Here is a 15,676-nt window from a genome sequence, read left to right as displayed (position 1 = left end):
TACCCGTACAGACACGGTCTATTACCGGAAAAAAGAGGTGTATTTGGTAATGAAATCAGAGGGTTGCTAACCCTTAAACTCTCTTAAACATATTAAACAATCTTCTTAAACGGGCCAGACGCCTGTGGATAACTTCGCAGGTGATGGCCCTTCCCAAGGGAAGATTTTTTTATTTTTAGGAAGATTGAGAATAAAGACAGCCTGAAAAGTAGGAAGAATCCCTGGAGCACGATAACAGGATGGAAAGATTAAATGTTGATGTGAGTAAGCAAACCATATCAGCCTAGAAGGGTCAGAATGCCCCTAGGAGCAGTTTATTAGATAGCTACCAGGGCACGGGGTGGCTAAAGAGCACATCTCAAGTCACAGAGCCTCTGAGCGCTTCCCAAAATAGCAGCCTCAATTAAGAAAAACACGGTCTATTACCCGCAGATCATTTACGAGAGTGTCCCTTCTCTGGTTTTGCTGCTCTTCGACCTGCCCAATCAACAGGGATAAGAAGCTAAGAAAAGGAGAGCATAGAGTGATTTTGATTGTAGAGAGCTGTTCAAGTGATGTCTTGTCACTTAGGTAGCCAGATCTTGAGTATCAGAAACACGGTCTATTACCCGCAAATCGTATTTGTGTCGGCTTTCGCATCGCACGGTCTATTACCCGCAGGAGTAGGTATCAAGTGGCGAATAAAGTTAGCGAATTCTAAGTACTGTTTACTCATATCCTACGGTGTTCCACGCCCAAAAAATATTGTCGAGCGAAACAGTCTATGTTTTAGGTGAAAGGTGCTAAATAACTGTAAAACAAGCTAATAATAGTAGAACGGCGGTTCTAAAAAAGTGTTTTCTATTTATTAGCGTGTGGAACACTTGCGAATTTGACGCAAAATTATTGTGCCGAGTAGGGTTGTTCCTTAAATGAAAGTAGCGCTTCAGCACGCAGTTTTAACTCTTCGACAGCAGGGGCTTTCCACCCCTGAGATCTGTCGGCAACTCGCTCTTGATAGCGATTCGGTTATTGAGGTTTTGCTATCGGGGGGGACACTTGTCCCCGAACGGAGTACGATCGCCCCCTCAAAGCAACCGGTAGGTCGTCCTCAAAAACTTGGAGAGCGCGATCTGCTCCCAAGCATCGTGCAGGCGATTACTGAAAGGAAAAATAAGCCCAACTTCCTTTGGACCTTCCCTGATCTCCTCCAGGTTGTGCGGCGTGCTCTTCGGTCAGACATCTCTCAGGATACGCTCCGCCGATATCTAACCAAGCAAGGTTTTACCTTTGCTAATCAACTGAAACAGGTTGTAGGTAAATCGGTGTCCCTCGACGAGGCAGCAGCGTTCTCGAAAGGGTCGATGCTCTATGTTGTCAGCCACCAGCTATACCGACCGGGTGAAGATGAGCTCCGTCACCCGGCAACCACGCTTATTACGGGGGTCACTGCGTTTAATCGTCTTGCCGTAATGGCGCGGCCCCAGAGTCGGCTCTCACCAGGCATGTTGGTCGCGTTCTTACGTGGGTTACTAGCCCTCCATCCCGACCGCCACATCGCCGTAATTTTGAGCGCCAAGAATGGAGTGTACCAAAGTGTTGTACGCGAACATTCTCTCAATCGGACTCCGCGTCTCCAGATCTATCTGGCCAAAAAATGATTCGGGCTCATGCGTTCCTGTCGTCTAGTCTTAAAAATATCTAGGACAAAAGGCCAAAGTTTGATAGTAACCGCTCTTAGTAAGAGGTTTATAGCTATTCCGTTCACAGGAATTCTTAACCTACCTATATGCCAGAACCGTTGGCACCAGACGAAGATGGGCAAGGTGAGGAATGGTCTCAGCTCTCCTTCTTTGGAGAAGAAGAAGGGGATTTATCTGAAGAGAGTATTCGCTACGCTGCCACCGATTTTCTTCCAGAGCCACGGGAGCAGACCCTTCGTATTCAAGACATGTACGAGGAGGATCGCCCTCGGCAGCGGCTCGCAGCCCACGGGCCTAAAGCACTCTCAACCGCCGAGCTACTCTCAATCTTGCTTGGCACCGGACACCACAGCACGGGGCTTTCAGCAGTCGACTTAGCTCGTTCCATTTTGGGGGAGTTAAGCCAAGCAGGCGAAGATGCACTCAGAAGGTTACAGCATCTCACGATGGAAGAGCTTTTGGTCGTGCGCGGGGTCGGGCCAGCGAAGGCGGCGGTAATAATTGCCGCGATTGAATTGGGAAAGCGAGCTTTCATCCAGCCCACTCCGGTGCGAAGCCGTGTTGACGATCCGAACGTGGCGGCTTCCCTGCTTTCTCACGATCTGATGTGGGAAACAGAGGAGCGGTTTGCGGTGCTTATGCTCAATATCAGGCACCAGTTTCTCGCTAAGCGCGTTCTGACCATCGGTACTCAAACAGAGACTCTTGCTCATCCACGAGATATCTTCGGGGAAGCGCTCCGGCATCGAGCCGTGCGAATCATTGTGGCTCACAACCACCCTTCGGGTGCTCTGGAGCCGAGTCCTGAAGATCTTGCCCTTACCAGACAGCTGCTTGAGTGCGGCAAAATCTTATGCGTACCCGTGCTTGACCATCTTATTTTGGGAGATGGCAAGTTTCAGAGCTTACGGCAAACCACTTCCCTTTGGCAGGAGTGCCCGCAAGAGAACACTGGAGAGGATCACTCATCACTCCACGATCAGTGGGGATGGCCGATTGTTCAAGAACTGGGGATCCCACCGAGTTCCACAATTGATGACGATTAAAGGGAGCCCTGCCACGCGTCGTCTTTGGTTGATCGACTTCACTAAATCCCGAAGCTGCCCAACCACTCCTGGGAAGCGATAGAAGGGGAGGGAGTTAATCCTCGTTTCCATAGCAGCGCGATCGCCTAGGGCGTGTAGGTGAATGCGCTTTGAAAGAGCGAGCCACACTTGCTGCCTCACCTGAACAACGACGACTCCTTGAGAGGAGCGGTATCCAATCGTATATGCCCCAATATGGAGCGGGGCTTCTCTGGCATCGTAGCTGCGGAGCCTATCAAACTGCTCATGCGTGCCCTCGGTAGCAAGCAGTACAAAGGTGTGCTCCCACCGGACGTACTGCACGACAGCTAGGCCCCGTCGCCGCTGTCGCATCCGGGTGGTTCGGCAGGCAGTGACGCCGTAAGCGTCAATCAATTTGGCATCGAGCTTTTGCGGATCGCGCTCAGGTGGAATAAAACGCATTGCCCATCGGTAGTAGCCGTAGCGCATGTAATCGATCGCTATCCGCCGTAGAAAGAATCCGAGTGTTGGCACGGCATGTTTCATCACCTATAAGCCTCCACAAAGTGAGCACTCTTGGGTAGGAAGGAACGGACTGATTAAAGGCTCAGTCCGCAAAGCCAAAACCCTTCGTGTGTGAATCCTTCTTCTTCTTGCAGCGCTATCGTTTCTTACAAACCCTTCTCGCATTTTTTGTGCGGCGTCGGTCGACGTTTCTAACCTTTGGGCAAGCTCTCTCCGCGAGCGCACGACAACGACGACGATGGATGTGATCATCAACATCGACATAGCGACAGCTGCTCAAGCGAAGGGCCGCGCAGAAAAACCGCCGCGCCCACCTTCCATAAGCTGTAACAGTTGCTAGAAAAGCGAGTGCTTATTATTATTTTTTAGCGCATTGAAAAAACCATCGTTGTTTACAAGTCAGTTACAAAGCTGCACGAAGTAGTAGCTAGCCGCTGGGCTGTATTTCAGACCCACCGGCTAGCCCACAAAAAAAGTTCGTCATGTAGAGAGGTAAAACCTCCTCAGAGCTTTCGTAGTCATCCTGTTGCTGGATCGGAGTCACCAACTCAATCCATAGAGATACAACAGTATGAATGTCTTTGGGACTGCCTTGCCCCGCATACACCTTGTCCGTATTGGCCAAGCACCTACTTGCTCCACACTCCCAGTCTGGTCAATTTGAATCACCTGAGTGACAATTTCTCAGGCACCGAATGAGCCACCATCCGGCATGCCAGACTTTCCCCGATTAGCACAGAAGATTGCTTGAGAAGTCACGCTGGTAGTGGATTGCTATCCACAGGGCTATTACTACACGGGCGAATTGAATCCGCTCCCATTTCAGGTTTCCTCGTGCGGAAGGCAGAAGTGACCACGAATTACCATGTAGCGCCTTTTCCACGGTTCGGCATCGTCTCTCCACAAACTTACCGGCAAGGGTTTTCACCCCTTTCACAGTTGAGCTATTCGCCGTCGTCATTTCTGACGAACGCCGGAGGTGTCTTTCTCCGATTGGCGTCATCGCTGAAGCGCCAAACTCCCTGCGCCGGATAGGGTTGCCCACCATATGCTGCGTTTTCAGCAGCAGTTAGGCCAAGCCCCCCTATGGGGATTAGTTAGCTACTGCCAACATCACCCACTTTCTTCTGTACGGCCTCACCTTTTTAGTGAGGTCTGTCTCGGTCGCCCTACTTCCTTTGAAAAAACCTGTGTATAAGAGATGGGATAGAACAGTTGGATTGCGCTTTTTTCTCTACGAAAAAAGAATTACTCAACCGAGCCTCCCTTGAACTGGACAAGCAGATCTCCCTGCATCCAGCTCAAAGAGTTTCGACAACGGTACAGGTGGCTACCTGTCTTCTTTTATTTCGGGGTGGTTAGTCCCTTAAACCGAAGTGTTGCCGTTACCCTCTACATGACGTGCACTTCTTCACTGTGTTTAGCGAAAGAGCGCAGCTTCACTCGCCGAAATAATGAAATTTGAGCGAGGGTGCAATAACTTTTTTTGAAACGGTGATTTGAAGTGTGTTTCGGAGCAGACGCTCACAGACACAAAAAAAGCCGCCTTTTCACAAAGGGCGGCTTTGGGGTGGTTAATACTCGCTTGGTAAAAGGAGTATTCCGTAGTTAGCGTTGCTGCGTGGCCCATCCTCTACGGCATGATTCCAGTAATTCTCCATGTGAGCGAGGTAGAGCCGAATCTCTTTCAGTGGAAAGTCGGTGTATGGGATCCTCTGTCTCACCACCACGTCGTCTGAATCTCGTTCACAGATAGCAACCGCTGATGAATTCTCGTGTACCGTGAGCGTCCAAAACTGCATTTCAAGAAGCATTGGATCGTTTCTTACTTCAGGCTCTATTTGCCATGAAGCAATAAGATCAAGGAGCCAGTAGGCTTCGCCGTGGCTGGCTACATGTTGCACTCCGTCGGTGTATAAGAACGGGTGGAAGGGACTGCCACTTCGCCAGTACCGAGCGGTGCCGGTAAACTGTCGTAGATCGCTCTCTATAAGAGTGGTGTCTCTTTTTGGTTTATTCGTTGTCATAGGTGCTCTCCTTTCTCTACAAAAAGAGAGCGAGACAATCTGCATCGAACAGCAGACTGCCTCGCCCTCGGTTACTCGTTTTTTGGGTTGGGTTTATTTGTTTAGGCTTCGAGCTTCTGGCGCTTGTTGCTCTCAAACTCGCGATAGCCGTACTTCGCTGCGAGTTCGTTAAAGTCGCCGGGGCTTTGCCGTTTGTGGTAGGAACCTGCGTGCCAGTACCACATCTCGCGCTTGTGGTGCCACCGGAGGCCATGGGACTTAAGGCTGTCTCTGACTGGTTTTGTCTCGCCGTCCACCCATATCCAGGTGCCAACCAACATGACTCGAATGTTGGGGAGGCTTAGGCCAAGGATCTCAGTGAGCTTGTCTATGACTGCCTGCTCGACCGCTTCGTTGTAGTAGTAGGTGTGTTCACCTTCTCCTCCTCCGGCGGTTTTATGTGCTGTGGTGCCGTGACACTTTCGGAGTGCTTCGTGGTACTCACGGTTAAGCACTTTCATTGCTTCAGCGTCACCGCCCCGATCAGGGTGGAGATCCATTGCGAGGCGACGGTAGCGAGCTTTTATTTCTTCGACAGTGGTTGCACCAACGAAGTAATTTGTACTGAAGTTCTTGTTCATAAAATTTCCTTTGAGATCAAAAATAAAAATGGGGCATCCACTCCGGTTAAAGAGTGAAAGCCCCGTTTGCGTTTGTGTTGTTGGTCTGTGGGGAATAGCGAAGGAGGAGGTAGTTTTTACCGGCCTCGCTTGCTCGCTATTTCCCTGAGAGTGAATTAATTAGGCAGTACCGATTGCCTGGTTCGTTAAGAACCGAAGCAGGATTAGCAGCGATTCTCCGATGTGATTCTCAGAGGTAGTTCCTTCACACCGCGCAAATTCGTACTCATCCAAGTCGTCTGCGAGGTAGCAAAGAATCCTTTGCAATGCTTCAAATAATTTCGTATCGTCCATAGTAATTCCTGTATTAAAAAGGGAGCTACCAACTGTGGGTCAGTTGATAGCTCTTGGGGTTATTGCTGAGTTGCTATTCCATTTTTATATGGGGTAGCAACTTTTTTTGTATCCGCATCAAGAAGCCTTACAAGAAGTCTCTTCATATCGTCGATATCAGAGTTTATTCGTGTTGAGCGTTCCGTCAGCGAATCAATGCGTCGTTCAATACCTCGTAGGCTTCTTCCGGGGAAAACGCTTCGCGCAATGCTACGAAAGCGTCTTGACCACCGAGAAAACCAGTGCGGCATACACCACCGAAGTATTATTCCAACAATCATTCCAGCTCCAAAAATCAGAGTCCGGTGCATGATCGTTGCTGTTTCTATGTCCATCTTTTTCTCCATTAAAACGGAATCCTGACCACATCCTTGTGGAACAAAGACCCCTGTTGTTTTCCTTCACCTCCATGCGAAGAAACTTCTTTCAAACCAAAACGTGAACCAGTAGAGGAAAATTCTCAGGAAAAATCCTGGGAATTGCTGAGAGGAATATCTAAGCGGAACCAAGGCTAGTGATGCTTTTTGAGAACGGATTCCTCTCGAATGAGGCAAGTAATATCGAGGCAAAAGTAAGCATCACAGAAACGCTTTCATTCTAGCAGCGAGCATTAGAATCGTGGGAAATTACCAAAACGTTTTGTCATGCTTTCAATTGCAAAGATGGGTCGTAAGAGTAAGTACTATTATGTGAACCTCGCGCAGTCTTCTTATGAAGCATCGAGCGCTTTGCCTGGAGAGCCACCGGCAGTGTGGGGTGGAAGCGGTGCGAAGCAACTTGGCCTCTTCGGCGCAGTGAATCGTGCAGCGTTTTTTGCGTTGTTCGATGGGTTTTCGCCTGATCATGAATCAAAGCTCGTTGGTAATGCAGGAGGCAAGCGGCGTGTGCCAGGGTGGGATCTGGTCTTCACCCTACCTAAGAGTATTTCGATATTATGGGTTGTAACGGATCCGGCACACCGTGCTGCTATAGAGCGTATTCACCACCAGGCGGTAGAAGCTGCGATCGCATACCTTGAGAGCCACACCCGACTTCTCACCGACGATGCGCCATTAGCAGGGCTCACGGTTGCCTATTTTGAACATGGTTCAAATCGCGCAGGGGAGCCAAATCTCCACACCCATGCGCTGGTGCTTAACGATGGAGTGACTCGTGATGGAGTGACAGGCCCCATAGACTCGCGGGTGCTCTACCAACACAAGATGGCAGCAGGTGCCCTCTACCGGAGTGAGCTATCAGCACTCCTTCAAGCAGAGCTTGGTCTTGATCTAGAGCGTTGTCAGAGTTGGTTTGAACTAGCGGGGTTTTCTCGCACCGAGGGGCGATACCAAACGCTTATGAATCTCTGGTCGAGCCGTCGTAGAGCAATTGAAGCGCAGGCTCCGTCCACAGCGGCGCAAGCCCAGGCGGTTGCCTATATGACCCGAGAGAAGAAGGGGTATGTTCCGCCACGGGATGAGCTATTCCAGGTGTGGCAAGAGGTCGCGGCCCAGCATGGACTAAGCCAGCGTAGGGCTACGAGGCTCATTATTTCGGAAGGGAAAGAGCAGATCACCTTGTGGCAGCGGTTTCAGGAGTGGCGCACACTGCGAGAAGCGCGGCGAACAGTCGCCGTACACCAGAGCCACTTTAGCCGCAGAGATTTGGTAGCTGCGATTGCGGTTGCGGCCCAAACCCGAGGGCTACACAGCATTGATGTCTTACGGCTTACCGATACGTGCCTGAAGCACCGGCAGGTGATGTCCATCGGGGTAGTCAAGAATGATGAGGAACGATTTACCTTCAAGCGGCTCTATTGCCTGGAGCAGTCGCTCCTTAGTCAGGCTACTAAATTGGCTGTCACTCCTGGAATGCGTGTGTCGCACCGGCAGGTGGAACGAGCGGGAACCGGTGAGCAATTGAGTGTGGAACAGCGGCGAGCCCTCCATGCGCTCACAGAAGGAGGAAAACTCAAGGTGCTAAGCGGCATCTCCGGCACCGGGAAAACCCAAACGCTCATTGCGGCTGCCAAGGCATACCGGAATAGTGGCTACATCGTGATTGCGGTATCACAGTCGGGACAGGGCGCGGAGCGATTAAAGGAATCAGGACTGGAATCGCCAGGGGTACTCTCAAAACTCTTGTACGGAGAAGTGGCGCGAAGCATTACGGTCTACAAATTCTTTCATGAGATTGATCGGGCGAGGGAAGGTAAGCGGCGATACGGGAGCCGCTCCTTTGCGAAGGATCCGCTTTCGCGCAAAACCGTAGTTATGGTCGATGAGGCGCAGGCATTAAGTGCAGCCCAGATGCTTCGGTTGGTTAAGGAGGTACGCCGCGCTGGTGGGAAGCTCATCATTAGCGGTGACGTTAAAGCGCCTCAGGCCTTTGAGCACAGTGGTGCCTTCAAAGCTCTGGCCCAGAAGATTTCATCCTCAGCTACTACTCTGACCGAGATTAAGCGGCAGGATCCGTCACTATCACGAGATTTAGTGCAGGGTATTGGCACTGGCAAGGTAGCCACGGTGGCTAATTTACTGCGGGACGAGACGCTCTTTCATCTCTCAGAAACCAGAGAGGAGGCACAGGCGCAACTAATCGCTGACTGGTTGGCTCAAGCGATCGCTTCTCCTAAAGACAACCTCATCACTGTCGATACCAAGGAAGAGGCAGCGACCTTAAACACCATGGCCCAAGCAAGACTTCGCCAGGCCGGGGCGTTGTCGGATACGGCGATAAAGACAAAGGCTGGGTACGTTCGTGTGGGCGATCGCGTGATGTTCCAGGAGACATCACCCACCTACGGAGTTACAAAAGGGAACACGGCCACCATTGAGCGCCTGGAGCCACTCACCAAGGTTGCGGTGATACGGCTTGATAGTGGAAAGACGAGGCTCCTTAATCTCAGGCACTACAAAAGTCTTACGCTTGCCTATGCGCTTACTCCCAGTGAGGCAAAGCATAAGGAAGTGCGCCACGGGTTTGTGCTCACCCAGGGGCGGGGCAGGGATTTTTCATTGGTTCAGGTATCACGGGGAAAGACCTCAACGAAAGTCTACTCCTACGCATCCAAGCACGAGCGCGAGGACACCGATACTGAGTGGAGAATAGGGCGGCAGATGGTGTTTCAGAAAGAGGTTGATCTAGCAATCGTTGCGAAAGAAAAACAGACAGATCGGCCTAATCAGCAGCAGCAACAGCAGCGAGGACGATGATGCAGAACTTTGCGAGATAGACATAGTTTCCTATTTGGTTGTCTAGAATACAGTTGGTATGTCAGAGACATATGGGACAATTATGGCCACTTAGTAATTTCAGGCGATGAAAGTCAAAGCGTCTATTATCATGACCGTTTACAATCGTGAACGGTATTTGCATTCAGCAATCGAAAGTTTCCTGATGCAATCATGGAAAGATGCGGAACTCATTATTGTAGATGATGGCTCTACAGATAACTCTCCAGAGATTGCTCTCCATTATATGAATATCGATCCGCGGGTGAGGGTTGTCTTAGCTGCTCATGAAGGCAGGGTGAGTGCCTTGTGCCATGCCTGCTCTTTAGCCAAAGGCTCCTATCTTGGCTGGCTTGATAGTGATGATTCACTCGTTGCTACAGCTTTAGAGGAAACAATAGAAGTTTTAGACAACCGTTCAGATGTGGGTCTTGTATACACAGATTATTCTGAGATTGATGAGGATAATCGGATCCTAGGGATTGGGAGGCGTTGCCAGGATTCCTATACCAAAGAAAAACTAATGAAAAACTTTATGGTTTTTCATTTTCGGCTGATGCGTAAATCGGTTTTCGATGCTGCTGGAGGTATTGATCTCGATTTCACTTATGCGCATGACTACGACTTATGTTTAAGACTTTCAGAGATAACGGAATTCTTTCACATACCAAAAATTCTTTATAACTACAGGATTCATAAAGAGAGCATTTCTTGGCAATGGCGAGCACAACAGCTCCATTTTTTTCAACTAGCAACTGCAAAAGCCATTCTACGCAGGGAAGAGGCGTAACAAAATGAGTGTAAGAAAACTTCTAAGACGATCTTTAGATGCTTCTGTCTTTGAAGCATCTGTTCCAGGGCAAGATTTACAGTATCTTGGCTTCAAGCTTCTTCGGCTTGGATACGGTGATCAATTTTGTTTGATGTCTTCAGAATTTGAAGAAAGCGTTTGCATTCTTGTGTCAGGAGAAATTGAAATACAGACTGATTCAGAAAGTCGACGTATAGATCGCGAGGGACTATTTACAGATTTACCTAGCGGAGTATTTGTTTCTGGGAAGCACTTAGTAAGACTGTTAGGAATTGGAAATAATAATATTGTTGCAGTCGCCACAGTTGACTTAAGCCTTTTGTTCAAAAATTCTAAAGAAACTTTTTCTATCTGCAACAATGCTAATATTGTCTGGATAGAGAAGAGTAGCATTTTAGAGTTTGAGCGCGGAACGTCTTCTTATCATCGCTTCATTCGTAATACCTTAGGTTCTAATTTTCCCTCTCGATCCATACTGTGCGGGGAAACGATAAATCCTTCTGGGAATTGGTCTTCGTTCCCTCCTCACAAACACGATAAAAAATCTGAGGAGGAATCTTGCCATGAAGAGCTGTATCTTTACTTTTTTGATCCTCCTCAAGGGTGGGGTTATCAAGAAGTATACAGCCAAGAAAATAACCTCGACGAAGTGTATCGTGTTGAAAATGGCGATGTTGTTCTACTTCCTTACGGTTACCATCCTGTAGTTTCAGCGCCTGGTTACAAATTATGCTATCTATGGTTTCTAGCTGGATTGGATCATGATCTTAGAGTGAAAGAGGATCCAAATCATGCATGGATTAGTGAAGCCGGGTAGTGTAGTTCCAAATTAAACGTCGGTTGCTACCATTTGCGGTTGATGATTGACAGCTCCAAGGGATAGGAGAATATCTATCTGTGGCTCAGATATTCCAGATACCATAGAAATATTCATGCCTTCGTAAGGTCTATCAACTTTCAATAGCCCAATTTGTTCTGCCGTTGATAATTCCCAGAGCCTTATTGTTTCATCCTCACTTCCACTGATGATTGTCTTGCTGTCGGGACTAAAGACAACAGAGCGTACGATATTCGTATGTCCAAGAAGCCTAGCTGAGCAGCTCCAATCATCAACACTCCAAACTTTAATTTCGCGATCAGCACTACCACTTACAAGAAATTGATTACTAGGACTAAAAGAAACGCAACGTACAACGTCTGAATGAGCACTAATGCTATTTAACAAAACTCCTGTATTGGGATCCCAAATTCGTATGGTTTGGTCGTCTCCACAGCTTGCCAGTAAAGAGCCATCCGAATTGAAGCTTACTGACATTATTCTCCCGCCGTGCCCTTGAAGAGTTTGAGAGCATTCACCTGTGGTTGTATCCCATATCCTTATCGTCTTATCGTAACTCCCGGTAGCTAAAAGCCGCGTGACAGGATTAAAGTGAGCGGATGTCACCCAATTAGTATGGCCATGCATAGTTCTAAGACATGACCCAGTAGTCAAATCCCAAAGTTTGACCGTTTTGTCATCACTACAACTTACGAGAGTATTTTCTTCGAGGCCGAAGGAGATAGCTCTGATCCAACCGTTATGCCCTTGTAGCACTCTCATGCACTCGCCAGATGAGGCATCCCAAACTCTAACAGTCTGATCATCACTACTACTAGCTACCAGCTTACCATCGGGACTATATGCAACCCCCAAGATAAACCCACTGTGTCCGCTGAGAATATTGCAAGGACTACGATTAGCTAGATTCCAGATATGCAATTCTGACGGAACGCCACCACTAACCAAGAAAGCTCCATCAGGTGAACATGATACAGCTCTAATTCGATGAGTATATCCTTGCAAAGTTTGTAGACAACATCCATCAGATGTATCCCAGACCTTGATGCTTTGATCTTCACTGCCGCTGATTAGAGTTTTTCCATCAGAGCCATATTTGACTGACCACACCCAATTTGAGTGGCCTTCTAAGATGCTCAAGCACTTTCCAGTACTCGTATCCCAAACTCTCACCTCTCCATCATCGCTGCCGCTAGCGAGCGAGCTGCCATCCAGGTTAAATTCAACCGATCTAACTCTATTCCTATGACCAGTTAGTGTGGATAAAGATCGGCGGTCTACAACAGACCAGATCCTTATGGCGTGGTTGTCGCTCCCACTCGCTAGTCGACTTCCATCAGGGGAAAAACAAACAGACCAGATTCTCCCACCATTATCATCAATCGTATTTATGCACTTTTGGGTACTCATATCCCAAAGCATGATGCTGTTGTTACTGCAACTAGCTAATTGCCTTCCGTCTGGACTGAAATCAATTGAGGTAACCCAGTCTTTATGGCTGTCTAATATTCCTAAGCAATTTGCAGAGAAAGGCTCCCATATCCGGATAGTCTTATCGTCACTACCACTGGCAAGAACTTTTTTTGAAGGACTAAATTTTACAGACCAAACTCGGCCTGAGTGTCCTTCTAAAACGTGGAGGCAGGTGGAGCTATTTACGTCCCAGATACGTACTGTGTTGTCGAGACCTCCGCTCGCAAGCAGATTTCCATCTGGGTGAAATGCAACTGACATAACCCAGTTTGTGTGACCGCGCAGGGTTTGTAGATGCTTCCCACTCTCAACTTCCCATAGATGAATGTCACCACTTGTGTCACCAGCGGCAGCTAACTTCCCGTCTGGGCTAGTTGTAACTGCAAATACTGAACTGATTTTTTGAGTAAACAGACATCTATCAAAAGAAGAGCCGGTGAAATTTGTATGAGGCAGCTTAACACTTTGAAGATCTGCTTGGCGTAACGAGAGGTGAGAGAAGTCAAATTCTCTTAGATCAGAGTTCACAGCTGCTAGAAGACTTAGAATGTTAGCACCCGCGTAGCCTGAACTAAGAAATGAATTAGATCTCAGCAAAGCGACAAGATTCCTTAATTCATCTTTTAAAGTGCTGCCAATACTTTCAAAATATAAAGATAAACTTTGGCTCAAAGGCTCAACTATAAGACGCCTTTGAATGCGGCTAATAAAGTTCTTTGATTGAGCTTTTTGCAGTGCGTGGGTGCTAAACCGCCTAATTGTACGCCTCTTAATCTCTTCAGAGATTTCGTCAATAAATCTCTCGGTAGTATACTCCATTAGTAACGGCTGGAGAATAAAACAAGAGCTTCGCTTTTCAATTATATCTTTTTGCAGAAGTGAATCTAAAACTCTCGAAATTTTCCTTTCTGGTCCCTGAAAAATAACATCTTGAAGTAACCCATTCAGAGAAACGGGCTCTCGATTAATTGACAACCAATATACAACGTCTACTTCTAATTCAGAGAGAGAACGGAACGAGTCGTCTAAGAATGTTTTCATATCTCTAAAAAGATTTTCGTTGACACTTAAAAAAGCATGTATGTCGTTCTCGTGCTGCCTTTTAATATAACTAGCAGCAATCTTCAACGCTAGCGGGTTGCCCCCATACAAAGAAACTAGTCTATCCCAATCGTCACTGGAGCCAGTAATTTTTTTGATCGAAGTAACAAACGCTCGACCATCATCTTGGCTGAAACCTGTAAGACTTAGTGAGCGAACTGGCCCATTTTCGTCCTCTAGAAATTCGACCTGGGCTGGCTTATCTCTACCGTTCAAGACTAAACAACTTTGGTGATTTGATTCTGCGATTTGTTTGAATATGTCGCCATACTTTTCACAGTCTTCTCTATATTCTCGTGTGTGAGATTTAGGTTGAAAAATCCCTTCTATGTTGTCCAGTACAATCAGGCATTTGTGATCTCTAAGATGTCTGATTAGGTGAGAAATTTGACTGCCAATCTCAACTGAGGAGTACGCCTCGTTATGCCCTGAGAAAATCTTCAAGAGGTCAGCGAGAATCTCAGACGGTGTAGGAGAGTTAAGAAGAGATTGCCAAGCAATAAATTCATATTCATTGCGCAAATCATATGCAAGCTTGAGGGAAAGTGCGGTTTTTCCAATTCCTCCAATACCTGTGATTGCTATAAGACGACAACGCGGATTGGCAACCCAGTCTTTGAGAATCCTAAGTTCTTCCAGACGACCAATAAATATTGGCGAGTCTGAAAAATTATTTAGATCCACGAATGAATTGAATGCTGAGTCAGTTTGCTCAGAGACTTCTTGCCAATCCAGATTCAATCTCTCACAGAGCAACTGAAAGTTGGAAACGCTAATACTTTTTCCATTCAGAAAATCTCTTACCGTTTCCCTTGAAAGACCGACCAGCTCAGCAAATGCAGTTTGGCTTTGAAAGCCAAGCTTCTTATAGGTTTCTTTTACATAAGGTAGCTGCCTTGTAGCAACCTTGATTCCTGGAGATCGACCCATTTTCAGTGACAACTCCATTTAGAAGTCAAAACAAAAAGCACCCAAATAAGTCACCCATTTCTCACCCATTTCCCCCCTATCACCGTCAGGAAATCTGTTTAGATAGACATTGAACGTTCTAGGAAGCCATTCCACCTGCTTCCACCCTACAGCTCAACGCAGTCTCATCAGCGCTAATTACTAGTGGAGGCAACAATCTAAAACTACTACCAAGTCAGACATTTCCTCTTGCAGAGCTTGGAACACAATACAGGCTTAGTCAGTAAGGACAACAAATTTAAGAGATACCATGACTAATTTCCCTTTTGGACGAGTTTCTCAAGTGTCATCAGATGTGAACGACTCGGCAATGCACCATGTAGAGGATCATAGCAAAATTAGCACGGCGGCAGAATCTACCTACCCTAGTAAGCGTGGAAGAATTAATTGCCAAGGTTCTTGGTGGTTTGCGCTATGCATGAATAACGTCGTTATTCCTGTAGGAAGTACCGTTCAAGTTACTGGCTTTAAGAACATCACATGCATTGTCGAACCATTGCCAGTTGCACAGTGTGAGCTGCTTCTTCTTCGAGGTGATAGGAATGGTTCCTATAAGCTTTTCTGGTGAAGGTGATGATAGAAGTCAACATGACATTCTAAAGAAGCTATCTGATTTGCCTTCAAAGACAAGAAGTTCAACGCGAGAGGGAACATTACGTTCCTTCGTTAAAAAGTGGTATCGGGATCTAAAGAGTGCTCAAGAGAGAGGTTATACCTACCAGGATCTAGTCACCTTTTTAGAAAAAGAGGCGGGGATTTCTACCACTGCCGGAACGCTCCGCAAATACATGAACTGGGCTACCAAAGAGATGAGTGGCGAAGGGTCATCTCCTCAAGAAGGTAAACCGGTGCCACAGAAGCCAGTTCGCACTTCAGAACAACTGATTACACCGCAGAAACCCAAGCAAAGGCCCATGGCTCCGCGACCAACCCTTTATGCTCGCAAGCCCGAAGTGCAGGCAAGCGAGGACGAATTTGAAAACCTTTAACTTACTTGGAG

Annotated in this window: 10 protein-coding genes; 7 read left to right on the top strand and 3 right to left on the bottom strand. The window is 47.5% G+C overall.

Annotated features, from left to right (window positions below; genetic code table 11):
- Window positions 1-911: 911 nt before the first annotated feature.
- Together H6G07_RS07920 and radC are read left to right on the top strand one after the other, a co-directional pair.
- Window positions 912-1,640 carry a hypothetical protein gene (locus H6G07_RS07920; RefSeq protein WP_073607893.1) on the top strand — a complete coding sequence of 243 codons (729 nt, stop codon included), beginning with the start codon at window positions 912-914 and terminating at the stop codon, window positions 1,638-1,640.
- Between the two features lie 128 nt (window positions 1,641-1,768).
- Window positions 1,769-2,728 carry a RadC family protein gene (gene radC / locus H6G07_RS07915; protein ID WP_073607894.1) on the top strand — a complete coding sequence of 320 codons (960 nt, stop codon included), beginning with the start codon at window positions 1,769-1,771 and terminating at the stop codon, window positions 2,726-2,728.
- 2,099 nt (window positions 2,729-4,827) lie between these two features.
- On the opposite strand, the gene H6G07_RS07910 is transcribed toward radC, so the two are convergent.
- Together H6G07_RS07910 and H6G07_RS07905 are read right to left on the bottom strand one after the other, a co-directional pair.
- On the bottom strand, window positions 4,828-5,280 hold the full coding sequence (locus H6G07_RS07910; RefSeq protein WP_073607896.1) for a DUF6876 family protein: 453 nt from the start codon (window positions 5,278-5,280) through the stop codon (window positions 4,828-4,830).
- Between the two features lie 101 nt (window positions 5,281-5,381).
- Window positions 5,382-5,900: a hypothetical protein gene (locus H6G07_RS07905; protein ID WP_073607897.1), complete on the bottom strand. Its 519-nt coding sequence runs from the start codon at window positions 5,898-5,900 to the stop codon at window positions 5,382-5,384.
- 1,016 nt (window positions 5,901-6,916) lie between these two features.
- Between H6G07_RS07905 and mobF the strand changes: the two genes are divergently transcribed.
- The 3 genes from mobF to H6G07_RS07890 all read left to right on the top strand — a co-directional run bounded on the left by mobF (window position 6,917) and on the right by H6G07_RS07890 (window position 11,112).
- A complete protein-coding gene (gene mobF, locus H6G07_RS07900; RefSeq protein WP_073607898.1) occupies window positions 6,917-9,466 on the top strand; it encodes a MobF family relaxase in 2,550 nt (849 codons plus the stop codon).
- A 106-nt stretch (window positions 9,467-9,572) separates the two neighbouring features.
- Window positions 9,573-10,274 carry a glycosyltransferase gene (locus H6G07_RS07895; protein WP_073607899.1) on the top strand — a complete coding sequence of 234 codons (702 nt, stop codon included), beginning with the start codon at window positions 9,573-9,575 and terminating at the stop codon, window positions 10,272-10,274.
- Window positions 10,275-10,278: 4 nt separating this feature from the next.
- Complete coding sequence (locus tag H6G07_RS07890; protein WP_073607900.1) at window positions 10,279-11,112, top strand: 5-deoxy-glucuronate isomerase; 834 nt, start codon at window positions 10,279-10,281, stop codon at window positions 11,110-11,112.
- A 12-nt stretch (window positions 11,113-11,124) separates the two neighbouring features.
- On the opposite strand, the gene H6G07_RS07885 is transcribed toward H6G07_RS07890, so the two are convergent.
- A complete protein-coding gene (locus H6G07_RS07885; protein WP_084173017.1) occupies window positions 11,125-14,655 on the bottom strand; it encodes a WD40 domain-containing protein in 3,531 nt (1,176 codons plus the stop codon).
- 271 nt (window positions 14,656-14,926) lie between these two features.
- On the opposite strand from H6G07_RS07885, the gene H6G07_RS27045 reads away from it, so the two are divergent.
- Both H6G07_RS27045 and H6G07_RS07880 read left to right on the top strand, forming a co-directional pair.
- Window positions 14,927-15,244: an NfeD family protein gene (locus H6G07_RS27045; RefSeq protein ID WP_422393856.1), complete on the top strand. Its 318-nt coding sequence runs from the start codon at window positions 14,927-14,929 to the stop codon at window positions 15,242-15,244.
- Window positions 15,219-15,665, top strand: a complete 447-nt coding sequence (locus tag H6G07_RS07880) for a hypothetical protein (RefSeq protein ID WP_073607901.1) — start codon at window positions 15,219-15,221, stop codon at window positions 15,663-15,665. The genes H6G07_RS27045 and H6G07_RS07880 overlap by 26 nt, the downstream gene beginning before the upstream one ends.
- Window positions 15,666-15,676 lie beyond the last annotated feature (11 nt).

The organism is Phormidium tenue FACHB-1052 (genome assembly GCF_014696675.1).
In the GTDB taxonomy this organism is placed as follows: Bacteria; Cyanobacteriota; Cyanobacteriia; order Phormidesmidales; family Phormidesmidaceae; genus Nodosilinea; species Nodosilinea tenuis_A.
Note: the sequence above shows the minus strand (reverse complement) of the source record. Positions and strands in the feature narration are given on the sequence as shown.

What these genes read in the sequence shown, in the direction of transcription:
- H6G07_RS27045 (WP_422393856.1), top strand. Translation starts at nt 14,927, where the DNA reads ATGACTAATTTCCCTTTTGGACGAGTTTCTCAAGTGTCATCAGATGTG.
- mobF (WP_073607898.1), top strand. Translation starts at nt 6,917, where the DNA reads ATGCTTTCAATTGCAAAGATGGGTCGTAAGAGTAAGTACTATTATGTG.
- H6G07_RS07895 (WP_073607899.1), top strand. Translation starts at nt 9,573, where the DNA reads ATGAAAGTCAAAGCGTCTATTATCATGACCGTTTACAATCGTGAACGG.
- H6G07_RS07880 (WP_073607901.1), top strand. Translation starts at nt 15,219, where the DNA reads ATGGTTCCTATAAGCTTTTCTGGTGAAGGTGATGATAGAAGTCAACAT.
- H6G07_RS07905 (WP_073607897.1), bottom strand. Translation starts at nt 5,900, where the DNA reads ATGAACAAGAACTTCAGTACAAATTACTTCGTTGGTGCAACCACTGTC.
- H6G07_RS07890 (WP_073607900.1), top strand. Translation starts at nt 10,279, where the DNA reads ATGAGTGTAAGAAAACTTCTAAGACGATCTTTAGATGCTTCTGTCTTT.
- H6G07_RS07885 (WP_084173017.1), bottom strand. Translation starts at nt 14,655, where the DNA reads ATGGAGTTGTCACTGAAAATGGGTCGATCTCCAGGAATCAAGGTTGCT.
- H6G07_RS07910 (WP_073607896.1), bottom strand. Translation starts at nt 5,280, where the DNA reads ATGACAACGAATAAACCAAAAAGAGACACCACTCTTATAGAGAGCGAT.
- radC (WP_073607894.1), top strand. Translation starts at nt 1,769, where the DNA reads ATGCCAGAACCGTTGGCACCAGACGAAGATGGGCAAGGTGAGGAATGG.
- H6G07_RS07920 (WP_073607893.1), top strand. Translation starts at nt 912, where the DNA reads ATGAAAGTAGCGCTTCAGCACGCAGTTTTAACTCTTCGACAGCAGGGG.